The sequence below is a fragment of the Methylosinus sp. genome, assembly GCF_036560965.1.
Taxonomy (GTDB): domain Bacteria; phylum Pseudomonadota; class Alphaproteobacteria; order Rhizobiales; family Beijerinckiaceae; genus Methylosinus.
In genome coordinates this window covers 124,522-150,372 of sequence record NZ_DATBQF010000062.1, presented here as the reverse complement: position 1 = coordinate 150,372, position 25,851 = coordinate 124,522, and the positions used below count along the sequence as shown (strand labels likewise).

The following is a 25,851-nucleotide window of genomic DNA, read 5'->3' as shown; positions in this document are numbered from 1 at the left end:
GACGGATGTGACGGGCATCGTGACGCTCCCCGAGGGCGTCGAGATGGTGATGCCGGGCGACAATGTGGCGATGGAGGTGAACCTCATCGTTCCGATCGCCATGGAGGAGAAGCTGCGCTTCGCCATTCGCGAAGGCGGTCGTACCGTCGGGGCCGGCGTCGTCGCCTCGATCATCGAATAAGGAATTTGGACCGCGAGCCTGATGGGCTCGCCGATCCTGTGGTGAGAATGCGCGCGTCTCGCGGCCGTCAGGCCGCGAGCTGCTCGTCGAGGAGGATCGCCGGCAGACGCGCCTCCTCGGCGTCTTCCGCCTGTCGCTGACTCGGATGCATCACCTCGAGCGCGGCGGCGACGGCCGAAATGCCGATCTCCCGATAGAGACGGGCGAGCAGATCATGCGGGCGGTCGGCGGATTGCGTTTCGCTGAAATCGGTGGCGACGAGCTTCGACATGGCTAGGGACTCTGCTACTGAAGGGTTAGGACGCTCGAGGAATGTCGTGCATTTGATTTAAAGTCTCCCTCACCCCGGTAAACTATTCGTAAAATCGCGGAGCCCGCCCGCGCGTCTTCCACATCTCCCGACTGGTGAGCGGCGGCGCGATCGATGCTATGATCGCCCGCATGCTGCGCCATATCCCAGAAGAGCCCGTCTCCAACGCCGCGGTCTGGTGCCGAAGGCTCGCGGTCTTCGCGCTGCCGGTGGCGGCGATCGCCGTGCTTCTCGCCCGCGCCAATGCGGTCGAGCCGCAGGCGTCGCTCGCCGTGCTCGGCGGGGCGATCCTCGTCGCGCTGATCGCGCTTTTGCTTTTTTTCGCCGCCTGCGTGGTCATCTGGCAGGAGGGCCGGCGCGGATTGGGCGAGGCGTTGGGCGGCGCCTTTCTCGCCGCGGTCACGCTCGGCTATCCGGCCTATCTCGCCGTCCAGGCCGTGCGTCTGCCCGTCCTCTTCGACGTCTCGACCGACACGGCCGATCCACCGCGCTTTTCCACATCGCGGGCGGCGGTCGCCGCGCGCGCCGGCTTCACGCCCGCGGCCTTCGACGCCGACCAGGCCGAGCGGCAGCGAGACGGCTATCCGGACATAGAGCCGATCGTCGTCGATCTCGAGCCGGACGAAGCCTATCAGCTGGTGCTGGAGACGGCGGCGAGCCGCGGCTGGCGCGTCATCGACCAGCGACCGCCGGGCGGCCGCTCCGGCATCGGCCATCTCGATTTCCTCGATCGCACGCTGGTGATGGGCTTTGCCGACGACATAGCGGTGCGGCTGCGTCCGCTCGCCGGCCAGACGCGCATCGACGTGCGCTCGGCCTCGCGCTACGGGCGTCACGACTTCGGCGCCAACGCCAAGCGCATCCGGCAATTCGGCGAGGAGCTGCAAGCCGGGTTGAACGAGAAATGAGCCGCGGCCGCGCTGCTCCTATTCGCTTATTCTGAAATACCGCGCCTCCAACGTCGCGGGTCCGTCGGCGCGGGCGAGGCCGCGCTCGACGAGATCCTCGAGATGGGCGAAGACGGAGAGCGCCGCCGCCCTCTGCAGGGCGGAGTCGAAGCCCTCATAGATGCGCGCGACGATTGCGGCGATCGTCGCATCGCCGGCCTCGAGCCGCTCGAGGATCGCCGCCTCGCGCTGCCGGCGATGGTGGAGCAGGGCGCGCAAATAGCGTTGCGGCTCCTTCACCGGGCCGCCATGGGCGGGCCAAAAGAGCCGGTCGTCGCGCCCACGCAGCTTTTCCAGCGAGACGAAATATTCGCCCATCGAGCCGTCCGGCGGCGCGATGACCGTCGTCGCCCAACCCATCACATGATCGCCGGTGAAGAGCGTAAGCTCCTCGGCGAGCGCGAAGCAGAGGTGGTTGGTCGTGTGCCCCGGCGTCGCTACGACCTCGATCGTGAGACCGCCGAAGGCGAGCCGGTCGCCGTCGGCGAGCGTGATGTCGGGCGCATAGGCGCGATCATGCGAGGCGTCGAGGCCGGGGCCCGTCACCGCGAGATCGGGCGGCGGCGCATAGGGCGCGCAGCCGGCGATGGTCGCGCCGGTTTTTTCTCGCAGAATGCGCGCCGCCGGCGAATGGTCGCGATGCGTATGGGTGACGAGGAGATAGCGTAGCGTCTCGCCCTTCGTCGCCGCGAGCAGCGCCTCGATATGGGAGGCGTCGGCCGGGCCGGGGTCGACGATCGCCACATCGCCATGGCCGATGACGTAGCTGCATGTGCCCGTATAGGTGAAGGCGCCGGGATTGGGCGCGACGATGCGGCGCGTCAGCGGCGACACGCGTTGCAACGCGCCCGGCGGCGCGTCGAAGCCGGTGAGGAAGGCGTCCCGATCGGTCATGCGTTCCTTCATTGAAAGTTGCGCCCTTTCGGCATGGCCTCGCGCGCCTTCGCGCTGCGCGAATGCTCGAGCAAGCGCAGATCGGCGCTCAAATCCTCGATTTTCTGCGCGATCACATGGACGACGCCGGATTCGTTCTGCACGCGCCCGGTGATCGCGACGAGCCGCGCGCCGATGACCTCGGGACGCTGCCGCTCGAACAGTTTCGGCCAGACGACGATATTGGCGATCCCCGTCTCGTCCTCGATCGTCATGAAGATGACGCCGTTCGCCGAGCCCGGCCGCTGGCGCACCAGCACGAGGCCGGCGACGCTGACGCGGGCGCCCTCGCGCGGCCCCTCCCTCACCCGCTGCGCGGGAGGGTTGGGGAGTGGGCCGCCGCCGAGCGCCCCACAAGGCGTGATCCCCTTGGCCTCGAGACGCGCGCGCAGGAAGGACACGGGATGCGCCTTCAGCGACAGCGATAAAAAGCGATAGTCCTCCACCACCTCCGCCCCGAGCGGCATGGGCGGGAGATGCGCGTCGGCCTCCTGCGGCGCGAAGGAGAGCGCGCGCAAGAGCGGCAGATCGTCCTTGTCGCCGGCGCGATTGAGCGCTTGCACGGCCCAGAGCGCGTCGCGACGCGGCAGGCCGAGCGAGGCGAAGGCGCCGGCCTCCGCCAGCCGCTCCAGCGCGGCCGGCTCGACGCCGCCGCGCAGCCACAGGTCGCGCACGGAATCATAGCCCGCGCCGCGCCGCGCCACGAGGCGGCGCATGTCCTCCTCGCGCAGGCCGATGATCTGGCGGAAGCCGAACCGCACATCATGCGTCGCGCGAATGTCGCCCGCCATGGAGGCGTGGCGCGGATGCAGCGGCGTCGCTTCCGCTCGCGTCTCCAGCGCGCAATCCCACTCGGAAAAATTCACATCCGCCTCATGCACGCCGACGCCATGCTCCTGCGCGTCGCGCACGATCTGCGCCGCCGCGTAGAAGCCCATGGGCTGCGAATTGAGCAGAGCACAGCAGAACACGTCCGGATAGCGGCATTTGAGCCAGGCGGAGGCGTAGACGAGAAGCGCGAAAGATGCGGCGTGACTCTCCGGAAAGCCATAGGAGCCGAAGCCTTCGATCTGGCTCCAGCAGCGCGCGGCGAATTCTGGATCATAGCCGCGGGCTTCCATGCCGGCGAGCATTTTGGCGCGGAAGGTCCCGATCGTGCCGACGCGCTTGAAGGTCGCCATGGCGCGTCGCAGCCGGTCGGCCTCGTCCGGCGTGAAGCCGCCGGCGACGATGGCGATGCGCATCGCCTGCTCCTGGAACAACGGCACGCCGAGCGTCTTGCGCAGCACCTGCTCGAGCTCCGCCGAGGGAAAGGCGATTTTCTCCTTGCCGATGCGGCGGCGCAGATAGGGATGCACCATGTCGCCCTGAATGGGGCCGGGCCGCACGATCGCCACCTCGATGACGAGATCGTAGAATTCGCGCGGCCGCAGCCGCGGCAGCATGGACATTTGCGCGCGGCTCTCGATCTGGAACACGCCGATCGTGTCGGCGCGCGAGATCATGTCATAGACGCTCTTCTCTTCCGCCGGGATCGACGAGAGGCGATGTACTATGCCGTAACGCTCGGCGAGCAGGGCGAGGCCCTTGCGCAGGCAGGTGAGCATGCCGAGCGCCAGCACGTCGATCTTCAATATTCTGAGCGCGTCGAGATCGTCCTTGTCCCACTCGATCGTCGTGCGGCCTTCCATGGCGGCGGGCGCGAGCGGGACGATCTCGTCCAGCCGATCGCGCGTGATGACGAAGCCCCCCGTATGCTGCGAGAGATGGCGCGGAAAGCCGGTGAGCGCGCGCGTCAGCTCCAGCGCCATGGCGAGGCGCGGCTCGCGCGCGTCCATTCCGGCGCGGGCGACGCCTTCCTCGCTCACCCCGCCGCGCGAGGCGCCCCACACATTGCTCGAGAGCCGCGAGATGGCGTCGCCCGAGAGGCCGAAGGCCTTGCCGACCTCGCGTATCGCCGAGCGCGAGCGATAGGAGACGACGGTCGCGGTGAGGCCGGCGCGCTCGCGGCCGTAGCGCGTGTAGATATATTGCATCACCTCCTCGCGCCGCTCATGCTCGAAATCGACGTCGATGTCGGGCGGCTCGTTGCGCGCGGCGGAGACGAAGCGCTCGAACAGGAGATCGTGCTTGGTCGGGTCGACCTCGGTGACGCCGAGGCAATAGCAGATGACGGAATTGGCGGCCGAGCCGCGCCCCTGCGCGAGAATCTCCTTCGAGCGCGCATAGCGCACAATGTCGTGCACGGTGAGGAAATAGGCCGCATAGCCGAGCTCGGCGACCATCGTCAGCTCGTGACGCAGCAGCGCCTCGACCTTCTCCGGCACGCCAGCGGGATAGCGCGTCCTCGCGCCCTCGCGCGCATGATGCGCGAGCGCTTCCTGCTCGCTGGAAAAGCCGTCGCGCAGCTCGTCCGGATAATTATGCGCGAGCGCGTCGAGACGGAAGGAGAGTCGATCGAGAAAGCGCGCCGTCTCCTCCACCGCCTGCGGAACCACTGCGAGGAGCCGCGCCATTTCCGCGCCGCTCTTCAAGCAGCGCTCGGCGTTGGCGGCGAGCAAATAGCCCGCATCGTCGAGCGTCGTCTTCTCGCGCACGCAGGCGAGCACATCGGCGAGCGGACGACGCTCGGGCGCATGCATGTTGGCGTCATTCACCGCGATGAGCGGCAGGCCGGTCTCGCGCGACAGCGTGATGCGACGCAAGAGCGCGGCGCGCATGTCGCCGCCATAGAGCGCCGTCGCCGCGAGCCATAGCCGTCCGCGGGCGGCCGCGAGCAGGGCAGGGGCGAGCGGCGCGCTCTCCGTGACCGCGCTCTCCGTGACCGCGCGCTCCGAGACCGCGCCCTCCGAGACCGCGCCCTCCATGACAATGAGCTGCTGGCCCTCGCCGAATTCGAGGAGATCGTCGAGGAAGAGGCGGCATTCGCCTTTTTCGGCGCGCATATTGCCGCGCGTCAGCAGACGGCACAGGCGCCCATAGGCGGCGCGATCTTTCGGATAGCAGAGAATGTCGGGCGTCGCGTCCGCGAAGACGAGGCGCGCGCCGATGGCGAGGCGAAAGCCCGGCGCCTCGGCCGCATGCTCGCGCAGATAGGAGAAGGCGCGCACGACGCCAGCGAGCGAATTGCGATCGGCCACGCCGATGCCGCAATGGCCGAGCGCCATCGCCTGCGCGACCATCTCCTCGGGATGCGAGGCGCCGCGCAGGAAAGAGAAATTGGTCGTCGTCGCGAGTTCGGCGTAGCGGGGCATCGCGGGCTCTGGCTTTGTTCACGAATTGTCCCGCATTTCCCACGTCGGAGCAAGAGCCGGCGAAAGCCGCCGAAAATCGCGCTGCGCGCCTCTTCGCGCGACGCGGCGCGGATCATCGTCGCGCCTGTCGCAAAACTGCGACAGTCCGCGACGCATTGCGATTTCGTCATCTGGCGAAGGCCGCCGCATTCATGGAACGTCCTCGTCGAGCCGCGTCGCATGCGGCCGCTGCATGAGCTCACGACAGACGGCGCACGGTTTCCCGGGCTGTCGCCGCCTGTCGTGAAGGAAGCGCAAGCGAGAAAATATCAGCTGCGGAGGAAAAAAATGGAGACGAGGAAATTCCGACTGTCGATGTCGGTCGGCGCATTCGCGCTCGCGCTCACGGCGAGCGGCGCCGTTGCGGACACGCTGCTCGATCTGCAGAAGGACCCGCGACAATGGGTGTCGCCGACAGGAGATTACGCCAATCGCCGGCATTCGGCGTTGAAGCAGATCACCACGGAGAATGTTCACAAGCTCGCTGTCGATTGGCAGTTCTCGACCGGCGTTCTGCGCGGACATGAAGGCGCTCCGCTCGTCATTCACGACGTCGCCATTCCGGCGACGGCCGACAATAAAAAGGCCTATGTCACCGATGTGATGTATCTGCACACACCCTTTCCGAATGTCGTCTATGCGCTCGATCTGAGAGATCCAGACCATAAGGTTCTATGGAAATATGCGCCGCAGCAGGACGCTTCCGTCGTTCCGGTGATGTGCTGCGACACGGTCAATCGCGGCCTCGCCTATGGCGACGGCAAGATTTTCCTCGCGCAAGCCGACACGACTCTCGTCGCATTGGACGCCGCGACAGGCGCTTCCGCCGGCGAGAGCAAGGACAAGCCGATCTGGTCCGTCAAATTCGGCGATCCGTCGAAGGGCGAGACCGCCACGGCGGCGCCCCATGTGTTCAAGAATAAGGTGCTCGTCGGCAACGCCGGCGGCGAATATGGCGTGCGCGGTCACATCAGCGCCTATGACGTCAAGACCGGCGCGCTGCTGTGGCGCGGCTATTCGACCGGCCCGGACGAGGAGACCTTGATCGATCCCGAGAAGACGACGCATCTCGGCAAGCCTGTGGGCAAGGATTCCGGAATCTCCACTTGGAAAGGCGATCAATGGAAGCTGGGCGGCGGCACGACTTGGGGTTGGTACAGCTACGATCCGGAGCTCGATCTCGTCTATTACGGCTCCGGCAATCCCTCGACCTGGAATCCCATTCAGCGCCCCGGCGACAATCGCTGGTCCATGACTTTATGGGCCCGCGATCTCGAGACGGGCAAGGCGAAATGGGTCTATCAGACGACGCCGCACGACCAATGGGACTATGACGCCGTCAACGAGATCATTCTCGTCGATCAGGAGATCGGCGGCAAAAAGACGAAAACGGCCGTTCACTTCGATCGCAACGGCTTCGCCTATACGCTCGATCGGACCAATGGCGAATTGCTCGTCGCCGAGAAATTCGATCCCGCCGTCAATTGGGCGACGAAGATCGATCTCGACAAATCGTCGAAGACCTACGGCCGTCCGATCCTCGACGAGCGCTTCTCGACCGAGAAGACCGGCGAGGACGAGACGACGCGCGGCGTCTGTCCGACGACGCTCGGCTCCAAGGACGAGCAGCCTGCGAGCTATGATCCGAACACGGGGCTCTTCCTCGTGCCGACGAACCATGTCTGCATGGATTTCGAGCCCTTCCGCGTCGGCTATTCGGCGGGTCAGCCCTATGTCGGCGCGACGGTGGAAATGTTCCCGGCCGATCGCGACAAGGGCGAGACGCATACGGGCAATTTCATCGCCTGGGACGCCAAGAGCGGAAAGATCGTCTGGGCGAACAAGGAGCAATTCTCGGTGTGGTCCGGCGCCGTCTCGACGGATGGCGGCGTGACCTTCTACGGAACGCTGGAAGGCTATCTGAAGGCGGTCGACACCAAGACCGGCAAGGAGCTGTTCCGGCGCAAGACGCCGTCGGGCATCATCGGCAACGTCATCACCTATGAGGTCGGCGGCAGGCAATATGTCGCCGTGCTCTCGGGCGTCGGCGGCTGGGCCGGCATCGGCCTCGCGGCCGGACTCACCAAGAGCAGCGATGGTCTCGGCGCCGTCGGCAATTACCGCAGCCTGTCGAATTACACCGCGCTCGGCGGCGTGCTCACCGTGTTCGTCCTGCCGGAGTGAGATCGGAGCGCCCGGCTCCCGTCAATTCGGGTCGCCGGGCGCTTCGTCCCCGCTTTTGCGCCGTCGGACCTTCTTCGGCTCGCGCCGCGGTCCCTCGACCAGCCGCACCACCACGCCCCACAAGGTCCGCACATCCTGCTCGGTGAGATTCATGCGGTGGAACATATTGCGCAGATTGCGCGACATCACCGGCTTCTTGGTCTCGGGGCGGAAGAACTGCCGCTCGTCGAGCGCCGTCTCCAGAAAATCGAAGAAGGCGAGCGTCATTTCCCGGGTCGCCGGCGGCGAGCGCTCGGTGACGTCGAAGGGCAGCGTCTCGCCATGGGCGTGGCGGAACCACTCATAGCCGGTGAGCAGCACCGCCTGCGCCAGATTGAGCGAGGCATAGGCGGGATTGACCGGAAAGGTCAGGATCGTATCGGCGAGCGCGACATCGTCATTGTCGAGGCCGGTGCGCTCCGGGCCGAACATCACGCCATGACGCTCGCCGGCTTCGATGCGCGCCACAGTCGACGACATGGCCTCGGCCGGCGTCACCACGGGCTTCACCTGGCCGCGGCCGCGCGCGGTCGCCGCATAGACGAAGGAGAGATCGGCGATCGCCTCGCGCACGCTCTCGTAGAGCTTCGCCGAATCCAGCAGATGCGCGGCGCCGGCGGCGGCGGCGTAGGAGGCCTCGCGATAGACGGGATCGCGCGTCGGCCAGCCCTCGCGCGGCGCGACGAGCCGCAGGTCGGAGAGGCCGAAATTGGCCATGGCGCGGGCGCACATGCCGATATTGACCGCGAGCTGCGGCCGCACGAGCACGATCGTCGGCCCGCCTTCGAGCTTTTGCTTGGTGTGGTCTGTTCCTGCGCCGGTCACTGAGAGTCGTCATCCGAGTCGAGAGTCGCGGCGAGATCGCGACGGGAGTGGAGAATATTCATGACTTCCGGACGCTCATCGATGCAGCGGAAGAAGATGACGCGCCACGGAACAAATAGCCGCGCAATCCCGGCGACAGCTCCTCGCGCGGACGCCGGAGAAGGATGGACGAAGCGGCCAGCTTTGCGCATTGCGCGCGAAATCGATCGACGACGGCCAATCCCGCGTCGAGATCGCCGGAGGTCTCGCCGATGAAATCGGCGATGTCTTTCAAATACCGATTCGCGGCGAGGCGATAGACCAGCTTGCGCATTCAGGCGCTTTGCGCCCTTCGCGCCTCGACATGCGCGCGCAACTCGGCGGCGACCTGCTCGTCGGTCAATTCGCCCGCTTCGGCCAGCGACGCCCCTATCGTCTCGCGCAGCGCCTTCAGCTTCGCCTCGCGCTCCTCCACGAGACGCAGGCCCTCCCGCATCACCTCGGTGGCCGAGGCGTAGCGGCCCTGCTCGACCAGGGAATCGATGAACTCTTCCCAATGCTTGCCGACGGATACGTTCATGGGCGCCTCCTGCCGCACGATAGCATATTATGCGCATAACGCGTTATCGGCCGAATTCGATCTTTCGTCGAACGCGCTTCGGCGGGCGCCCGAAGCTTCGGCAATGCGCGATGAATAAACGCAGATTTGCGTCCGAAGAAGCGCAAAACGCCGCTCGCGGCCGAGAATTTGCCCATGGCGCCTGCTTTGCCTTCCTGCGAGCGCGCGCTATAAGGCCGGCGGCTCACGCAAGAGAGGCATTTCATGAGCAAGATCAAGGTCGAGAATCCTGTCGTCGAGCTCGACGGCGACGAGATGACCCGGATCATCTGGGCCTATATCAAAGACAAGCTCATCCACCCCTATCTCGATCTCGAGCTGCTCTATTACGATCTCTCGATCCAGAATCGCGACGCCACCAATGATCAGGTGACGATCGACGCCGCCGAGGCGATCAAGACGCACGGCGTCGGCGTCAAATGCGCCACCATCACGCCGGACGAAGCGCGCGTGCAGGAGTTCGGCCTGAAAGAAATGTGGAAGTCGCCCAATGGCACGATCCGCAACATTCTGGGCGGCGTCATCTTCCGCGAGCCGATCATCTGCAAGAATGTGCCGCGCCTCGTGCCCGGCTGGACGCAGCCCATCGTCATCGGCCGCCACGCCTATGGCGATCAATATCGCGCCGTCGATTTCCGCACGCCCGGCAAGGGTCGGCTGACGATGAAATTCGAGGGCGACGACGGGACCGTGATCGAGAAGGAAGTGTTCCGCTACCCCGGCGCCGGCGTCGCCATGGCGATGTACAATCTGGACGAGTCGATCCGCGAGTTCGCCCGCGCCTCGATGAATTTCGCGCTGAACCGCAAATTCCCGCTCTATCTCTCGACCAAAAACACGATCCTCAAAGCCTATGACGGGCGCTTCAAGGATTTGTTCCAAGAGGTGTTCGACGCGGAGTTCAAGACGCGGTTCCAGGCGCAGGGCCTCACCTACGAGCATCGCCTCATCGACGATATGGTCGCCTCGGCGCTCAAATGGTCCGGCGGCTATGTGTGGGCCTGCAAGAATTACGACGGCGACGTGCAATCCGATACGGTGGCGCAGGGCTTCGGCTCGCTCGGCCTGATGACCAGCGTGCTGATGACGCCGGACGGCAAGACCGTCGAGGCGGAGGCCGCGCATGGCACGGTGACGCGCCATTATCGCGAGCATCAGAAGGGCCACGCGACCTCGACCAATTCCATCGCCTCCATCTTCGCCTGGACGCGGGCGCTCGCCCATCGCGCCAAGCTCGATGGGAATGACGCCCTGGCGCGCTTCGCTCTGACGCTGGAAGAAGTCTGCGTCTCGACGGTCGAGCAGGGCTTCATGACCAAGGATCTCGCGCTGCTGGTCGGCCATAATCAGAAATGGCTGTCGACCATCGGCTTCCTCGACAAGATCGACGCCAATCTCGCAGCCGCGCTTTCGCTCGGTAAATGAGACGCCGAGAAGTGATTGTGCTAGCGGAGCGTCGCGGCTATATAGACGCCGCCGTTCAGGCTTAGGGAGGATTCGCGGCCATGGCGGTGGATCTAGACGCGAGCTACAGACCGTCCGAGCAAGAAGATTTCATGAACGACCGGCAGCGCGAGTATTTCAAGCGCAAGCTGCTCGCATGGAAAGACGAGATCCTGCAGGAGAGCCGCGACACGCTCGCCACTCTGCAGAGCGAGAACGAGAACCATCCCGACCTCGCCGATCGCGCCTCCTCGGAGACGGATCGGGCGATCGAGCTTCGTGCGCGCGACCGCCAGAGGAAGCTGATCTCCAAAATCGACGCCGCGCTCTCCCGTCTCGAGGACGGCACCTATGGCTATTGCGAGGAGACCGGCGAGCCGATCTCTTTGAAGCGGCTCGATGCGCGGCCGATCGCCACTCTGTCGATCGAGGCGCAGGAGCGGCATGAGCGCCGCGAGCGCGTCTATCGGGACGACTGACGGGACTCGGCCTTTTTTCGTCGCCTCGCGCTTCTATCGAGAAAAAACAGCGCCCGCGGATCTCTCCGTGGGCGCTGTTTTCGTTCTCGGGGCTCGCTTCGTTTTCTCAGGCCTTGCCTCGCCTCTCAGGGCTTGGCGTCCGGCCGGCCGAGCAGCCGCGCCATTTCGGCCTCCAGCGAGTCGAGCGGATCGACGGGAGGAGCGGGCGGCGGCTCCTCCGGCGGCGTCGCAGGCGGCGGCTCGACGGCGACGATCTCGGGCGGCGACTCGGGAGCGGGCGGCGGAGACGGCTCGGGGGCCGGCGGCGGGGGCGGGGGAGCAGGCTCGGCGGGCGGGGCGGCCGGCTTGGCGGCGCGCGAGAGGAAGGGCGGCGGCGCGGGACGCGGCGGCCGGGGCGTCGGGGTGAAGGGCGGGCGCTGCGCCGTGAAGCGCGGCGTTCCGGGGCGCGCGGGCGCCTCGGGCGGAGCGGCGGGCTTGGCCGGCGGCGGACCGAAGAGATCGGGCGGCAATGGCGCGAGGCCCGGCGGCGGCGCGGCCGGCTCCGGCGGCTTGAACGCGTCGTTCTCGGCGGCGAGCGGGGCCGCCGAGCCGATCGGCGGCAGGGTGGGCGTTGCGGGCGCTTGCGGCGCGGCCGCCGGTCCGAGCGGCCAGCCGGGGCCGGCGGAGGCCTCCTTCTCGCGCGGGCGCTGCTCGCGGGCCTCGACACGGTTGATCGAGGCTTCGACCAGCAGATCATTGGGCCCGCCGATGAGCAGGAGATGCTCGACATTATCGCGCCGCACGATGACCAGCTGGCGGTCGCCGTCGACATCGAAAGTATCGACGATGTCCAGGCGACGCGGGCGATTGCGCGGCCCTGGAGCCTTTATGCGCCGTCCGAACAAGAGCCGGTAGATATAGACGAGCAGCAACGCCGCGAACAGGAACGCGACTATTGCTGCGAGTATCGGCAGGAGCTGCGACTGTGTGATGCTTGACGGCATGAATCGATTTTTCTTTCGTCGTGACGCGGCGCGAGCATGCAGTCTATCAGCGTTGCACGCAAGCGCGCCACAAAGGTTAAGCAATGGTTAATAGTGCATTCTTCGTGATTCGCGCTTGCGGAAAATGCGCAAGGACATTGCCATGCGCCCCGGCCGGGGCCATTGTTCCGCCTGATTCTGCCTGCGCCGCAGCGTTCGCCCGGGCGCAGGAGCCCTTCGGACGGCCGAAGTGACGGCCCATGAGAAAAACCCCGTGACCGACAGGACGGCGCCGCCCGCTTACGATCGCACCGAACGCCCCGGAAACGTCGGCCTGGTTTTGGCGCTCGCCGTCGCTCTCGTCGGCGCGATCGTCGTGGCCTCGCTGCTGCCGGCGCCGGTCGCGCCCAAATTCGCCGTCGGGCTGCTGGCGCTGCTCGCCGTCGCCGGCGTGTTTTGCGCCTTCGCCTATGCCGTTGGATTTTTACGCTTTCCGGGCCGCTCGGCGCGGCTCGACATCGCCCGGCAGATCGCCGATTCCTTCTCGGAGGGGCTGCTCGTCACAAGGGGCGACACGCAGATCGTCTACGCCAATGACGCCTATCTCGAGCTCTGCGGCTCGCGCGATCCGGCCGGGCTGCTGACGGTCGAGCGGCTGTTCTCCGGGCCGGCGGAAGTATCGGAGGCGATCTATCGCCTCGCCCAGGCGGCGCGGGCCGGGCGCGCCCATGTCGAGGATGTGCGGCTCGTTCCGCCGCTCACCGGCGACGCCGAGGTCGGCTGGTATCGCATCCGCGTGCGCCCGCTCGACCGCGAGGGACCACACCACGCAAATCTGTGGACAGTCGTCGACGCGACCGCCGATCGCCAGCGCCAGGAGAACGTCTTCCAGGAGCTCCAGCATGCGATCGACTTCCTCGACCATGCGCCCGCGGGCTTTTTCTCGGCCGGTCCGGACGGCGCGATCTCCTATATGAACAAGACGTTGGCGGGCTGGCTCGGCTATGATCTGACCCAGGTCGGCTCCGGCGGCGTCGCGCTCGCGGATATCGTCGCCAATAATGGCTCGACGCTGCTCACGGCGATCACCGGCGGCTCCGGCGAGGTGCGGACCGCGCAGATCGATCTCGATCTGAAGCGCCGCAATGGCCGGTCGCTGCCGGTGCGGCTGCTGCATCGCGTCGCCTTCGGCCAGGACGGCGCGCCGGGCGCGTCGCGGACGCTGGTGCTGAATCGCACCGCCGGCGAGGAGCCGGAAGAGGATTTGCGCGCCGCCGAGGTGCGATTCGCGCGCTTCTTCAATTCGACGCCCATGGCCATCGCCGCCGTCGATCCGGACGGCAAGGTCACGCGCTCCAATGCGGCCTTCGCCAAGCTGCTGCCCCAGGCGATGAAGGGCGGCGGCTCCGCCTGGCCGGTGCTGGCCAGCGTCGTCGAGCGCGACCGCGCCGCGCTCGAGGAGGCGATCGCCGCCGCTCTCGACAATCGCGGCGACATGCCGCCGATCGACGCCGCGCTCGAGGAGGAGGACGGCCTGCCGACGCGCTCGGCGCGCTTTTTCGTCGCCCCTTCGGAGGACGCCGGCAAGAAGGGCGCGACGATCTATGCGCTCGACACCACCGAGCATCGCAAGCTGCAGGAGGGCTTCGCCCAATCGCAGAAGATGCAGGCGGTCGGCCAACTCGCCGGCGGCGTGGCGCATGATTTCAACAATATGCTCACGGCCATCATCGGCTATTCGGACCTGCTGCTCGCCAATCACCGGCCGACCGATCCGTCCTTCCAGGACATTATCCAGATCAAGCAGACAGCCAATCGCGCCGCCGGGCTCACCCGCCAGCTGCTCGCCTTCTCGCGCCGGCAGACGTTGCGGCCCCAGGTGCTGCAGCTCGGCGATGTGCTGACGGAGCTGCAAATGCTGCTGCGCCGGCTCGTCGGAGAGAAGGTCGAGGTCGATCTCAAGCACGGCCGCGACCTGTGGTTCGTGAAGGCCGACATCAATCAATTCGAGCAGGTCATCATCAATCTCGTGGTGAACGCCCGCGACGCCATGCCGGAATCGGGCGGGCGCATCCAGCTGCGCACGCGCAATGTCGCTTCGGGCGAATGCGCCGCTTTCGGCGAGGCCTCGCTCACGCCGGCCGAATATGTGCTGATCGAGGTCGAGGACAATGGCTCCGGCATCGCCCCCGATGTGATGACCAAGATTTTCGAGCCCTTCTTCACCACCAAGGAGGTGGGCAAGGGCACCGGGCTCGGCCTCTCCATGGTGTTCGGCATCGTCAAGCAGTCGGGCGGCTTCGTCTTCCCGGCGAGCGAGGTCGGGCGTGGGACCGTGTTCCGCATCTTCCTGCCGCGCCATGTGCCGGAGGCCGGCGAGATCGCCGCCAAGCCCGAGGCCGCCAAGCCCGCCGCCGACTACACGGGGCAGGGGACCATATTGCTGGTGGAGGACGAGGACGCCGTGCGCGCCTTCGCGGCGCGGGCGCTCGGCTCACGCGGTTATAATGTGATGGAGGCCGCCTCGGGCGTCGAGGCGTTGGAAGTGGTGGAGCGCGAGGGCCAGCGCATTGACCTCATCGTCTCCGATGTGGTGATGCCGGAGATGGACGGGCCGGCCATGTTCGCGGAATTGCGCAAGCGCGGCGTGACGGCGAAGGTAGTGTTCGTCTCGGGCTATGCCGAGGAGGCCTTCGCGAAAAATCTGCCCGAAGGCGATTTCGGCTTCCTGCCCAAGCCTTTCAGCCTCAAGCAGCTGATCGAGACGGTGAAGGCGAGCCTGGAATAAAGGGCGGAGCCCTCCTTCTCCCCTCGCGGGAGAAGGAGGCCCGACGAAGTCGGGTCGGATGAGGGCGTTTCCGTACGGAGCGGAACGGTCGTTCAGCGCTCGGCTTCGTCCGCGATCCGAGGCCGCATCCACCCCGATCTACCGAGACGGTAGAGGACATGCGGCCGCAGCGGATGTCCCTACGCGGGGCCCCCTTCTCCCGGAACGGGAGAAGGGGCGCGGACGCAGGTTACGCGCAACCGAAAATCGCCTATATCCGCGCTATGACCAGCACGGCTCTCTACACCGGCTCTTTCGACCCGCTCACCCTCGGCCATCTGGACGTGATCCGGGCCGGGGCGAGGCTCTGCGACCGGCTCGTCATCGCCATAGGCGCGCATCCCGGCAAGACGCCTCTGGTCGCGCTCGAGCAGCGCATCACGCTCATCGAGACAGTCTGCGCCGGCCTCGAGGAGGCGCGCTCCTGCCGTTTCGAGGTGGTCTCCTTCGCCGGGCTGGCGGTGGAGGCGGCGCGCGCCCATGGCGCCGGGCTGATCCTGCGCGGATTGCGCGACGGCGCCGATTTCGACTATGAAATGCAGATGGCGGGGATGAATCTCGCCATGGCGCCGGAGATCAGAACCATTTTTCATCCCTCGTCTCCGGCGGTCCGGCACATCACCGCGACGCTCGTGCGGCAGATCGCCTCGCTCGGGGGCGATGTCTCGCCCTTCGTTCCGCCCGAGGCGGTCGAGGTTCTGCGCCGCGTTCTCTCCGGCCGCTGACAGAAACAAAAAACCCAAGGGAGGCTCGATTGCCTATCGATCGCCGCAGCTTCACGCTCGCCGCTCTCTCCGCCGCCGCGCTCACCGGCGCAGCCAGCGCGGAGGACGCGCCGCCCCATACGCTCTATCTCGACACCAAGGACGGCCGCATCGTCATCAAGCTGCGCGCCGATATCGCGCCCAAGCATGCGGCGCAGATCGAGGCGCTGGCCAAGCGCCATTTCTACGACGGAATCGTCTTCCACCGCGTCATCGACGGCTTCATGGCCCAGACTGGCGACCCCACCGGCACAGGCATGGGCAAGTCCGATCTGCCGAATATTCCGGCGGAATTCTCCAAGGAGAAATTCGTCCGCGGCACGCTGGGCATGGCGCGCAGCCAGAGCCCGGACTCGGCCAATTCGCAATTCTTCATCTGCCTCGCGCCGGCGCGCTATCTCGAGGAGCAATATACGGTGATCGGCGAGGTCGTCTCCGGCATGGACGTCGTCGACAAGATCAAGAAGGGCGACAAGGCCGACAATGGCAAAGTGTCGAGCCCCGACAAGATCATCAAGCTGCGCCTCGCCGGCGACAATAGCTGATCGCGCCTATGCGCGTTGCGATCCGAGCGCCGCGGCCCTCGGATTGCTTCGCCGGGCAAAACGCAAAACCGACAGGAGTGGACATGTCCGAAGCCGAAAACCTGAAGCTCGAGACGACCAAGGGCGATATTCTGATCAAGCTGCGCCCCGATCTCGCGCCCAATCATGTCGCGCATATCAAGAAGCTCGTCTCCGAGGGCTTCTATGACGGCATCGTCTTCCATCGCGTCATCGACGGATTCATGGCGCAGACCGGCTGTCCCCACGGCACCGGCACGGGCGGCTCGAAATATCCGGATCTGAAGCAGGAGTTCAACGCCGCCCCGCATGTGCGCGGCACCTGCTCCATGGCGCGCGCGCAAAATCCCGATTCCGCCAATTCGCAATTCTTCATCTGCTTCGGCGACGCCAGCTTCCTCGACAAGAAATATACGGTGTGGGGCGAGGTGATCTCCGGCATGGAGAATGTCGATCAGATCAAGCGCGGCGAGCCCGTGCAGGACCCGGACAAGATCGTCAAGGCGTCGCTGGTCTGAGATAAGTTCGCGCATTCCTTCTCCCGCTCTGCGGGAGAAGGCGGCCCTCGCGTCAGCGAGGGTCGGATGAGGACACTCTCCGTTTCCGCGTATTTAATGCGCGGCGAGCCAAAGGCCGTGCGGGCGTCGGCCCTCATCCGACCCCGCTTCGCGGGGCCACCTTCTCCCGCGAGGGGAGAAGGGTCGCGCGCACGAAGATTCCACCTAAAAAACCCCATGCGCGTCGATCTCTTCGATTTCGAGCTGCCTCAAGAGTCGATCGCGCTGCGTCCCGCCGATCCGCGCGACAGCGCGCGGCTGCTCGTCGTCCCGATGGACGGCGCGTTCATGGACCGTTCCATTCGCGACCTGCCGGAATTTCTCAGGCCGGGCGATACGCTGGTCGTCAATGACACGCGCGTCATTCACGCGCGCCTCTCTGGGTTTCGCGCGCGCGGAGAGACGCGCGCGCATATGGAGGCGACGCTGATCGAGCGCGTCGCGGCGGATCGTTGGCGCGCGCTCGTCAGGCCGGCGAAGAAGCTGGCCATAGGCGAGACGGCTCGCTTCGGCGCCGATGGCGTGCTCGAGGCGCGCGCGCTGGAGAAAGGCGAGAATGGCGAAATTCTTCTCGGCTTCTCGTTCGAAGGCGCCGCCCTCGATGAAGCGGTTGAGGCCGCCGGCGTGATGCCGCTGCCGCCCTATATCGCCGGCAAGCGCGCCGCGGACGCGCGCGACGAGGTCGATTATCAGACGCTGTTCGCCGCCCGCGCCGGAGCGGTCGCGGCGCCGACGGCGGGGCTGCATTTCACGCCGCGCCTCGTCGAGGCGCTGCAAGCGAAAGCCGTCGCGCTGCATCGCGTGACGCTGCATGTCGGCGCCGGAACCTTTCTCCCGATGAAGGTCGACGACACCGCCGCGCATAAGATGCATTCCGAATGGGGCGCGCTCGATGCGGCCACCGCGCAGGCGCTGAACGAGACGCGGGCGCGGGGCGGGCGCATCGTCGCCGTCGGCACCACGGCGCTGCGCCTGCTCGAGAGCGCGGCGCGCGAGGACGGACGGCTGGAGGCGTTTTCCGGCGAGACGGCGATCTTCATAACGCCCGGCTATCGCTTCCGCGCCGTCGACGCGCTGCTCACCAATTTTCACTTGCCGCGCTCCACACTGTTCATGCTGGTCTGCGCCTTCGCCGGCCTCGAGCGCATGACGGCGGCCTATGGCCATGCGATCGGCTCGGGCTATCGTTTCTATTCCTATGGCGACGCCTGCCTGCTGCTGCGACAATGAGCGATCCCTCCTTTCTCGATGTGCGGGTTCTGGCGCTGTGGCGCGACGATCGCACCGAATGCCCGCTGACGCTCGATCTGCGCATCGACGCGGAGAGCCGCCGCGTGATCTCGCATTGGGAGACATTCGGCGCCTGCGATCTCATGGGCGACAAATGCCGCCCCTTCGTGCTGCGGCGCGACGGCGCGCTGGATTTCGGCGCCGGCGCGGCGGAGGCCTGGCGGACCGATGTGCGCAATGTCGTGATCAAGGTCGGCGAACGCTTCACCGTCCATTGGAACGAGCGCGATTGCGGGCTTTACGAGATCGTCAAAGTGGCGTCTCTCGGCGCCAAGAGCTGAATAAGAGAGACGCATGACGCAGCAATTCGCTTTCCAGCTTCTCGCGAAAGACGGCGCCGCGCGGCGCGGCCTCGTCTCGACGCCGCGCGGCGAGATTCGCACGCCGGCCTTCATGCCCGTGGGCACGGCGGCGACGGTCAAGGCGATGTTTCCGCAGGACGTGCGCGCGACGGGCGCCGATGTCGTGCTCGGCAATGTCTATCATCTGATGCTGCGGCCGGGCGCGGAGCGCGTCGCCGCGCTCGGCGGCCTGCATCAATTCATGAACTGGCCGCATCCGATCCTGACCGATTCCGGCGGCTTTCAGGTGATGTCGCTGTCCAAGCTGCGCAAGCTCGACGAGCAGGGCGTCGCCTTCCAGTCCCACATCGACGGCTCGCGTCACATGCTGACGCCGGAGCGCTCGATGGAGATTCAGCGCCTGCTCGATTCCGACATACACATGCAATTCGACGAATGCGTGCGCCTGCCCTGCACGGAGGCGGAGGCCGAGCGCGCCATGCGCCTGTCGCTGCGCTGGGCGGAGCGCTCGCGCAAGGCTTTCGTCGACGGCGACGGCAAAGCGATCTTCGGCATCGTGCAAGGCGGCGCGACGCCGGCGCTGCGCATAGAGAGCGCGACGACGCTCGCGGCCATGGATTTCCACGGTCTCGCCATAGGCGGCCTCGCCGTCGGCGAGCCGCAGGATGTCATGCTGGCGATGCTGGAGACGGTCATCCCGCATCTGCCGGAGGGCAAGCCGCGCTATCTGATGGGCGTCGGCACGCCGGACGATATCGTGCAATCTGTGGCGCGCGGCGTCGATATGTTCGACTGCGTGATGCCGACGCGCGCCGGACGTCACGGCCTCGCCTATACGCGCTTCGGCCGCGTGAATCTGCGTAATGCGCGCCATGCGGACGATCCCGCGCCGCTCGACGCCGGCGCCGCCTGCGCCTCTGCGCGCGATTATTCGCGCGCCTATCTGCATCATCTGGTGAAGGCGCAGGAAATCCTCGGCATGATGCTGCTGACGCAGATCAATGTCGCCTATTATCAGGAGCTGATGGCCGGGCTTCGCGCGGCGATAGAGCAGGGGCGCCTCGCCGATTTCATCGCGCAGACCAAGGAGGAGTGGACGCGCGGCGAGACGAAGGCGCTATAGTCGGAGCGCATAAGGGTGATTCATGCCCCGCTCGCTCGCTCGCAATCTCGCCGCCGCCCCATTCGCATCGCCGCTCGAAGAAGAGCTGCTCGCCTTCGACTCCTTCGGCGCGCCGACGCGGCGGATCGTGGAGGAAGGCGTCCTCTATCTCGTCAACGAATTCTGGACATCCGCGCAACGGCAGGCGCATTCGCTGCACGAGATCAGCTATCGCGCCTGTTTCAAGCCGCAATTGCCGGGCTTTTTCATCTCCCGCCTCACGGCGCCGGGCGAGGCGGTCTTCGATCCCTTCATGGGCCGCGGCACGACGCCGTTAGAGGCCGCGCTGCAAGGGCGTCGGCCGATGGGCGCGGATATCAATCCGCTGTCCATTCTGCTGACGCGCCCGCGTCTCGCGCCGCCGCCGCTCTCCGCGATCGAAAAGCGCCTCGCCGAAATTCCGTGGGAGAGCGGCGAGATCGAGCGGGATGATCTGCTCGTCTTCTATCATGCGGAAACGCTGCGGCGGCTCTGCGCGCTGCGGCGCCATCTTCGCGCGCGCGCCGAGCCGGACGGTGTCGACGACTGGATCAGAATGATCGCGATCAATCGCCTCACCGGACATTCGCCGGGATTTTTCTCGGTCTATTCGCTGCCGCCCAACCAGGCCGTCTCCATCGAGGCCCAGGCCAAGATCAACGCCAAGCGCAAGCAGACGCCGCCCTTGCGCGATGTGGCGGCGCTGATCCTGCGCAAATCGCGCGCGCTTCTTTCGGACGGCGTCCCGCCGGAGCATCCCGAGGCGCTGCTCGCCACGAGCGAAGCCTGGTGCGCGCCCTATGTCGCGGACGGCGCCGTGCGGCTCGTCGTCACCTCGCCGCCGTTTCTGGATGTGGTGCAATATGCGAGCGACAATTGGCTGCGCAATTGGTTCGCAGGAACAGATGCGAGCGCGGTGCGAATTTCCGCGCATCGCAACGAGGCGGAATGGGAGAAAATGGTGCGCGCCTGCCTCGAGGAATTCGCGCGCATCGTCTCGCCCGGCGGCCATGTCGCCTTCGAGGTGGGCGAGGTGCGCGGCGGCAAGGTGTTGCTGGAGCGGCTCGTCTGGCGCGCCGCGGAAGGCCTGCCCTTCGAGCGGCTGTTCGTGCTGGTGAACAGCCAGAGCTTCACCAAGACCAGCAATTGCTGGGGCGTCGGCAACAACGCCAAGGGCACCAACACAAATCGCGTGGTGACGCTGCGAAGGACATAGCGTCTCAGCCGACCAGCGCGAAGGCCGGATGATAGTCGACGGAGCCACGCGGGATCGTCGATCCCAAAGCAAGGGCCATGAAGTGCTCTGGCGGTCCGCCCTCGAAACGAACGCCCGGGTCGATTCGAAATCCGAAGCGGCCGTAATAGCTCGGCGCGCCGAAGACGACGCAACCGGCCGCGTCCGCCGCGCGCAGTGTCGACAGCGCGCGCTCGACCAGGGCCGCGCCGACGCCTTTGCGCTGGCGTTCGGGTCGAACGGCGAGCGGGCCGAGCCCGAACCAATCGAGCGAGGCTCCCTCGATCGTCACCGGAGAAACGGCGATATGGCCGATGATCGCGCCGGAGTCCTCGGCGACGAGCGAAAGCGTCAGGGCGTTGGCGTTCCGCAGCGCGTCGACGAGATCGCCCTCGCGCTGATTGCTGTAGGAGAGGCCTTCGAAGGCGGCGGCGATGATGCTTCGTATGGCGGCGCGGTCGCTCGGGGCTTCGTCGCGGATGAACATCTCTGCGCGCCTTTGATCGATTCCGCCTCTAGGATAAGACTGCTCTCACGCCGCGCCACCGTCAACGCCGGACCACGCCCCATGACCTCCAAAACCACCCGCGACATTGTCGCCGCAGCCGGCGCCTGCGTCGCCTGCTCGGCGGCGGCCGCCTCGCTTCCGCCGGGCTTCGTGCGGCTCGCCGAGCTGGCGCCGCAGATCGTGCAGGACATGCGCTATGCGGGCTCCGATAATTTCACCGGCCGCCCTGTGCCCGGCTACAAGGCCCCACAATGCTGGCTGCGCGAGGATGCGGCCAAGGCCCTGATCGCCGCGCAGGCCGAGGCGAAAGCGCAGGGCTTCGAGCTCATCCTCTACGACTGCTATCGGCCGCGCCGCGCCGTCGCCGCCTTCATCGATTGGGCGAAGAGCGCGGACGAGAGCATGAAGGCGCAATATTATCCGCACGAGACCAAGCGCGAATTGTTCCAGCGCGGCTATATCGCCGAGAAATCCTCGCATTCCACCGGCCTCGCCGTCGATCTCGGCGTCCTCGGCTGGGATTTCGGCACGCCCTTCGACTTTTTCGACGAGCGCTCCTGGACCGCGAGCAAGGATGTGAGCGCTATGGCGCAGGAGCATCGGCTCCGCCTCGAGACGCTGATGCGCCGCCACGGCTTCCACAATCTGCCGACCGAATGGTGGCACTTCGCCTTCACCGGCGCGAGCGAGGCGCCGAGCTTCGACGTCGAGATCGAATAATCAGGCGTTCTTGCCGAAGCGCTCGAACAAATAGCCGAGCATGCCGAGCGAGAGCTCGGTCTCCGGCGCGAAGACGCGGCCGATCTTCTCTTGCTCGAGCAGCTCGGCCTCGGTGTCGTCGCGGGCGCGCAGCGCGACGCCCACGGCGGGATTGGCGCGCCGCGCCGCCGTGATCATTCTCCGCAGATCACAGCTGTCGGGCGTCGTCGCGACGATCAGCTCGCTCGCCCGCGCGATATGGGCCTGGACCAGAGAGGCGGGCTCCGAGGCGTCTCCGCAGACGGCGGCGATGTCGCGCGCGCGCAGCGCCTCCACCAGCTCGCGGTTCTGCTCGATCACCACGAAGGGAACCCGCCATTCGAGCAGCTTCTCGCCGATCTTGCGCCCCACGCGGCCATAGCCGACCAGCACCACCTGACCGCTCAGGCGTGAATCGTCGACGGTCGCAGGCAGTTCCGCCAATGGATCGGAGGAGCGCGCCCTTTGCCCGATCCTCGCGCGAAATGGTTCGATCGCGACGAAGACGAGAGAGTTGAGCGCGATGGAGACCAGCGCGCCGGCCAGGATCAGATTGCGGCCGTCAGGCGACAGAAGGCCGAGCCCGACGCCGAGGCCGGCGAGAATGAAAGAGAATTCGCCGATCTGGGCGAGGCTCGCGCCGACGGTGAGCGCGGTGTCCAGCGGGTAGCGAAAGGCCAGGGTGAGGGCGACCGCCGCGAGCGTCTTGCCGACCATCACAATGCCGATGACCGCGAGAACGCGCCAAGGCTCGTCGATGAAGGCGCGCGGATCGAAGGCCATGCCGACCGAGACGAAGAACAGAACGGAAAACGCATCGCGCAGCGGCAGGGATTCGTCGGCGGCGCGATGGCTGAACTCCGACTCGCGCATCATCATGCCAGCGAAAAAGGCGCCGAGCGCGAAGGAGACGTCGAACAGCTTGGCCGAGCCATAGGCGACGCAGAGCGCGGTGGCGACGACACAGAGCGTGAACAGCTCGCGCGAGCCGACGCCCGCCACCCAGAACAAAAGGCGCGGGAACAACCGCCGTCCGACCACCAGCATGAGAATGACGAAGGCCGCGACCTTGGCGAGCGTCATTCCGACGATCGGCCAAATATCGACGTCGCCGGCGGCGTCCGGATCGCCGGCGCCGAGCAGGCCCGCCGCCGGCGGCAGCAGGACCAGTAGCAGAACCGTCGCCAGATCCTCGACGACGAGCCAGCCGACGGCGATGCGGCCGTTGATCGTCTCCATCTCGCCGCGCTCCTCCAGCGCGCGCAGCAGCACCACGGTGCTGGCGCAGGAGAGCGAGAGGCCGAAGATCAGCGCCGCGCCGAAATGCCAGCCCCAATAGGTGGCGACGCCGACGCCGAGCGCAGTGGCGATGGCCATCTGCACCACCGCGCCCGGCGCGGCGATATGGCGGACGGAAAGGAGATCCTCGAGCGAGAGATGCAGGCCGACGCCGAACATCAGCAGAATGACGCCGATCTCGGCGAGCTGATCGGCCAGCGCGACATCGGCGACGAAGCCCGGCGTCGCCGGCCCGATCAACACGCCGGCGAACAAATAGCCGACCAGCGGGGAGAGCCGCAGCTTGGCGGCGATGAGCCCCATCACGAGCGCGAGGCCGAGCGCGGCGGCGAGTGTCGTCAGCAGATCGACGCCGTTATGCATCTATCCTCCCGGAAGCGCGAGACCGTCGAAGAGAGCAATTCGAGCGCCAACGCGATCCGAGCGGCCCGGGACCTCCGCTGCGGCGCTCAATCGGCGCTGGGCAGGCGGCGGATGGTGAATTCGATACGGCCGTCCTCGAGCTCTCGCCAGAACTCGATCTCGGTCATATAGGCGGCCTTGGGGTAGAGGTCGAACCATTCGCGCGCCTTGGCGCGGGCCTCGCCGCGCTCCAGCGTGAAGGTCTCGCGGCGCCAGCTGTCGCTGCGCGCGCTCTTGATCGTGCGGGCGCGATCGGCGAGCCGACGCGCCACATCCCTCGGCTGTCTCGTCTCGACGCCCATACGCTACTCCCGCGGCCGATGCGGGAATGATAGCGCGCCCGCCGCCGAAAAGAAAAGCGTTACGCAAAATCACGCCGAGGATTTCCCATCTCGGCGCGAACGCCGCGCGCGGCCCTGGACGCGGCGAGGCCGCGCCCCACATTCCCGGACGGGAAGCTTCGACGGGCAAGAGACGGCCAAGACGCGGAAAAATGTCGCAAAATCGCCAATCGCATATTCTGAATGCGGCCTCCAGCCTGCTCGGCATCTGCTTCGTGCTGATCACCGGCCTCAAGATTAGCGGAGTGAGCGACAGCACGCTGCTGGACGAGGTCGCCATGGCCTCGGCGGTCGGCTTCGTCGGCGCCTGCCTGTTCTCCTTCGCCTCCATGCTGCAGCTGCGCTCGCCGATCAATTACGAGCTGATCGCCGACTTTCTGTTCGTCGTCTCCATGCTCTGCCTGTTCGCGGCGGTGCTGATGTTCGGACGGAACCTCTTGTGATCGTCAGGGGAGGGGCGGGCGCATGGCGTCGCGGGTCGCCTCCTCGACGAGCCGCGTCACTGTCGCCGGATCGCGCGGAAAGCCGGCCCTGATCCACTTCGCCTGCAATTCTTTCAGCACCGCGCCCAGCGCGCGGCCGGGCGCGAGCCCGCGCGCCATGAGATCGGCGGCCTTGACCGGAAAATCCGGCGCCGGCGCCTCGGCGAGAAAGCGCGCCGCACGCAGCCAGAATTGCGCATCGGCCGCGGCGCGGCTCTCCGCATGGGCGAGCGCCAGCGCATCGCGCGCGCCGTCGCGCCCTTCCTCGAACAGAAGCCGCGTCAGCTCCAGCTCGGGCGGCGGCGATTGCGCGCCGTGAAGCCCCTCGAGAATGCGCGCCGCATGAGCGAGGCGGCGATGCTCGGCGTTGGAGAGCCGCAGCCTCTCGCGCAGCCGATCGGCGTCCTCGGGCGTGAGAACGCAGAGCGCGCCGAGGCGCAGCAGCGGATCGACGACACGGGAGAGCGTCGCCTCGATCGCGGCGAGCCGCTCGAGCCGCGCCGGAAAGGTCGCGCCGACGACGACCTCCAGCACGCCCCCCTGCGAGATTTCGCGCGCGACCTCCACCGCCCGACGCGCGGCGAGGAGCTTCAGCGTCTCGGCGCGGATGCGCTCGCCGGAGAGCCTGGCCAGGCTCTCGCGCGCGATGATCGCCGCATGAAGGCCGGCGGCGTCCAGCGGACCCTCGCCGAAAGTGGCGTGAAAACGGAAGAAGCGCAAAATGCGCAAATGATCCTCGGCGATGCGCGTCGCCGGATCGCCGATGAAGCGCACGCGCCGCGCCTCGAGATCGTCGAGCCCGCCCACATAGTCGTGCAGCGCTCCGTCCTGTGAGAGCGACAGCGCGTTGATGGTGAAGTCGCGTCGCAGCGCATCCTTCTCGAAATCATCGCCGAAGCGCACTTTGGCGTGGCGGCCGAAGGTCTCGACATCCTCGCGTAGCGTCGTGACCTCGAAGGGCGTTCCCTCGACGACGACGGTGATCGTGCCGTGATCGATCCCCGTCGGCACGCTCTTGAGGCCGGCCGCCTCGGCGGCGCGGGTCACGGCCGCGGGCAGGGCGGTGGTGGCGAGATCGATCTCGTGCGGCGCGCGGCCGAGCAGGGAATCGCGCACGGCGCCGCCGACGATGCGCGTCTCGCCGCCCGTCGCGCGCAGGGCCGCGAGAAGGCGGATGATCTTCGGATTATCGAGCAGACGGATCGGCAA

The 25,851-nt window shown here is 66.7% G+C and carries 25 protein-coding genes and 1 pseudogene; 15 read left to right on the top strand and 11 right to left on the bottom strand.

Annotated features, from left to right (window positions below):
* A pseudogene (gene tuf / locus VIF40_RS16845) lies at positions 1 to 181 on the top strand (elongation factor Tu); the annotation flags it as partial.
* A gap of 67 nt (positions 182 to 248) precedes the next feature.
* Here tuf and VIF40_RS16840 read toward each other — a convergent pair.
* Positions 249 to 452: a hypothetical protein gene (locus VIF40_RS16840; protein WP_331938664.1), complete on the bottom strand. Its 204-nt coding sequence runs from the start codon at positions 450 to 452 to the stop codon at positions 249 to 251.
* 170 nt (positions 453 to 622) lie between these two features.
* Here VIF40_RS16840 and VIF40_RS16835 point away from each other — a divergent pair, with 170 nt between their 5' ends.
* Complete coding sequence (locus tag VIF40_RS16835) at positions 623 to 1,399, top strand: DUF1499 domain-containing protein (protein WP_331938663.1); 777 nt, start codon at positions 623 to 625, stop codon at positions 1,397 to 1,399.
* An 18-nt stretch (positions 1,400 to 1,417) separates the two neighbouring features.
* On the opposite strand, the gene VIF40_RS16830 is transcribed toward VIF40_RS16835, so the two are convergent.
* Together VIF40_RS16830 and VIF40_RS16825 are read right to left on the bottom strand one after the other, a co-directional pair.
* Positions 1,418 to 2,332 (bottom strand): MBL fold metallo-hydrolase, encoded by a 915-nt coding sequence (locus tag VIF40_RS16830; RefSeq protein ID WP_331938662.1) that lies wholly within the window; start codon positions 2,330 to 2,332, stop codon positions 1,418 to 1,420.
* An 8-nt stretch (positions 2,333 to 2,340) separates the two neighbouring features.
* Entirely contained in the window at positions 2,341 to 5,625 is a 3,285-nt protein-coding gene (locus VIF40_RS16825; RefSeq protein ID WP_331938661.1) for an error-prone DNA polymerase, read from the bottom strand.
* Positions 5,626 to 5,952: 327 nt separating this feature from the next.
* On the opposite strand from VIF40_RS16825, the gene VIF40_RS16820 reads away from it, so the two are divergent.
* Positions 5,953 to 7,848, top strand: a complete 1,896-nt coding sequence (locus VIF40_RS16820) for a methanol/ethanol family PQQ-dependent dehydrogenase (RefSeq protein ID WP_331938660.1) — start codon at positions 5,953 to 5,955, stop codon at positions 7,846 to 7,848.
* 21 nt (positions 7,849 to 7,869) lie between these two features.
* Here VIF40_RS16820 and VIF40_RS16815 read toward each other — a convergent pair whose 3' ends face one another.
* The 3 genes from VIF40_RS16815 to VIF40_RS16805 are packed head-to-tail and all read right to left on the bottom strand — an operon-like array spanning position 7,870 to position 9,271.
* Complete coding sequence (locus VIF40_RS16815; RefSeq protein ID WP_331938659.1) at positions 7,870 to 8,712, bottom strand: RNA methyltransferase; 843 nt, start codon at positions 8,710 to 8,712, stop codon at positions 7,870 to 7,872.
* Positions 8,713 to 8,770: 58 nt separating this feature from the next.
* On the bottom strand, positions 8,771 to 9,025 hold the full coding sequence (locus VIF40_RS16810) for a hypothetical protein (protein ID WP_331938658.1): 255 nt from the start codon (positions 9,023 to 9,025) through the stop codon (positions 8,771 to 8,773).
* Positions 9,026 to 9,271: a type II toxin-antitoxin system ParD family antitoxin gene (locus VIF40_RS16805; protein WP_331938657.1), complete on the bottom strand. Its 246-nt coding sequence runs from the start codon at positions 9,269 to 9,271 to the stop codon at positions 9,026 to 9,028.
* A gap of 243 nt (positions 9,272 to 9,514) precedes the next feature.
* Between VIF40_RS16805 and VIF40_RS16800 the strand changes: the two genes are divergently transcribed.
* Both VIF40_RS16800 and dksA read left to right on the top strand, forming a co-directional pair.
* Positions 9,515 to 10,735, top strand: coding sequence for an NADP-dependent isocitrate dehydrogenase (locus tag VIF40_RS16800; protein WP_331938656.1), 1,221 nt, complete (start codon positions 9,515 to 9,517; stop codon positions 10,733 to 10,735).
* 80 nt (positions 10,736 to 10,815) lie between these two features.
* Positions 10,816 to 11,232, top strand: coding sequence for an RNA polymerase-binding protein DksA (gene dksA, locus VIF40_RS16795; RefSeq protein WP_331938655.1), 417 nt, complete (start codon positions 10,816 to 10,818; stop codon positions 11,230 to 11,232).
* Between the two features lie 125 nt (positions 11,233 to 11,357).
* Here dksA and VIF40_RS16790 read toward each other — a convergent pair whose 3' ends face one another.
* Entirely contained in the window at positions 11,358 to 12,215 is an 858-nt protein-coding gene (locus VIF40_RS16790; protein ID WP_331938654.1) for a hypothetical protein, read from the bottom strand.
* A gap of 253 nt (positions 12,216 to 12,468) precedes the next feature.
* Here VIF40_RS16790 and cckA point away from each other — a divergent pair, with 253 nt between their 5' ends.
* The 8 genes from cckA to VIF40_RS16750 all read left to right on the top strand — a co-directional run bounded on the left by cckA (position 12,469) and on the right by VIF40_RS16750 (position 20,854).
* On the top strand, positions 12,469 to 14,982 hold the full coding sequence (gene cckA, locus VIF40_RS16785) for a cell cycle histidine kinase CckA (RefSeq protein ID WP_331938653.1): 2,514 nt from the start codon (positions 12,469 to 12,471) through the stop codon (positions 14,980 to 14,982).
* A 263-nt stretch (positions 14,983 to 15,245) separates the two neighbouring features.
* On the top strand, positions 15,246 to 15,746 hold the full coding sequence (coaD, locus tag VIF40_RS16780; RefSeq protein ID WP_331938652.1) for a pantetheine-phosphate adenylyltransferase: 501 nt from the start codon (positions 15,246 to 15,248) through the stop codon (positions 15,744 to 15,746).
* 29 nt (positions 15,747 to 15,775) lie between these two features.
* A complete protein-coding gene (locus tag VIF40_RS16775) occupies positions 15,776 to 16,330 on the top strand; it encodes a peptidylprolyl isomerase (protein ID WP_331938651.1) in 555 nt (184 codons plus the stop codon).
* An 83-nt stretch (positions 16,331 to 16,413) separates the two neighbouring features.
* Positions 16,414 to 16,866, top strand: a complete 453-nt coding sequence (locus tag VIF40_RS16770; protein ID WP_331938650.1) for a peptidylprolyl isomerase — start codon at positions 16,414 to 16,416, stop codon at positions 16,864 to 16,866.
* A gap of 216 nt (positions 16,867 to 17,082) precedes the next feature.
* Positions 17,083 to 18,135: a tRNA preQ1(34) S-adenosylmethionine ribosyltransferase-isomerase QueA gene (gene queA / locus VIF40_RS16765; protein ID WP_331938649.1), complete on the top strand. Its 1,053-nt coding sequence runs from the start codon at positions 17,083 to 17,085 to the stop codon at positions 18,133 to 18,135.
* A complete protein-coding gene (locus VIF40_RS16760; protein WP_331938648.1) occupies positions 18,132 to 18,476 on the top strand; it encodes a hypothetical protein in 345 nt (114 codons plus the stop codon). The genes queA and VIF40_RS16760 overlap by 4 nt, the downstream gene beginning before the upstream one ends.
* Positions 18,477 to 18,489: 13 nt before the next feature.
* Positions 18,490 to 19,620, top strand: a complete 1,131-nt coding sequence (tgt, locus tag VIF40_RS16755; RefSeq protein WP_331938647.1) for a tRNA guanosine(34) transglycosylase Tgt — start codon at positions 18,490 to 18,492, stop codon at positions 19,618 to 19,620.
* Between the two features lie 22 nt (positions 19,621 to 19,642).
* The gene (locus VIF40_RS16750; protein WP_331938646.1) at positions 19,643 to 20,854 is read left to right on the top strand and encodes a DNA methyltransferase; all 1,212 of its coding nucleotides are present in this window, start codon (positions 19,643 to 19,645) and stop codon (positions 20,852 to 20,854) included.
* 4 nt (positions 20,855 to 20,858) lie between these two features.
* On the opposite strand, the gene VIF40_RS16745 is transcribed toward VIF40_RS16750, so the two are convergent.
* On the bottom strand, positions 20,859 to 21,359 hold the full coding sequence (locus tag VIF40_RS16745) for an N-acetyltransferase (RefSeq protein WP_331938645.1): 501 nt from the start codon (positions 21,357 to 21,359) through the stop codon (positions 20,859 to 20,861).
* A gap of 81 nt (positions 21,360 to 21,440) precedes the next feature.
* Here VIF40_RS16745 and VIF40_RS16740 point away from each other — a divergent pair, with 81 nt between their 5' ends.
* Positions 21,441 to 22,100, top strand: a complete 660-nt coding sequence (locus VIF40_RS16740; protein ID WP_331938644.1) for a M15 family metallopeptidase — start codon at positions 21,441 to 21,443, stop codon at positions 22,098 to 22,100.
* Here the strand turns inward: VIF40_RS16740 and VIF40_RS16735 are convergent, their stop codons facing one another.
* On the bottom strand, positions 22,101 to 23,780 hold the full coding sequence (locus tag VIF40_RS16735) for a cation:proton antiporter (protein ID WP_331938643.1): 1,680 nt from the start codon (positions 23,778 to 23,780) through the stop codon (positions 22,101 to 22,103).
* A gap of 86 nt (positions 23,781 to 23,866) precedes the next feature.
* Positions 23,867 to 24,121 (bottom strand): hypothetical protein, encoded by a 255-nt coding sequence (locus VIF40_RS16730; RefSeq protein WP_331938642.1) that lies wholly within the window; start codon positions 24,119 to 24,121, stop codon positions 23,867 to 23,869.
* A 191-nt stretch (positions 24,122 to 24,312) separates the two neighbouring features.
* Here VIF40_RS16730 and VIF40_RS16725 point away from each other — a divergent pair, with 191 nt between their 5' ends.
* Positions 24,313 to 24,603 carry a hypothetical protein gene (locus VIF40_RS16725; protein WP_331938641.1) on the top strand — a complete coding sequence of 97 codons (291 nt, stop codon included), beginning with the start codon at positions 24,313 to 24,315 and terminating at the stop codon, positions 24,601 to 24,603.
* A gap of 3 nt (positions 24,604 to 24,606) precedes the next feature.
* Here VIF40_RS16725 and VIF40_RS16720 read toward each other — a convergent pair whose 3' ends face one another.
* Positions 24,607 to 25,851 (bottom strand): CCA tRNA nucleotidyltransferase, encoded by a 1,245-nt coding sequence (locus tag VIF40_RS16720; RefSeq protein ID WP_331938640.1) that lies wholly within the window; start codon positions 25,849 to 25,851, stop codon positions 24,607 to 24,609.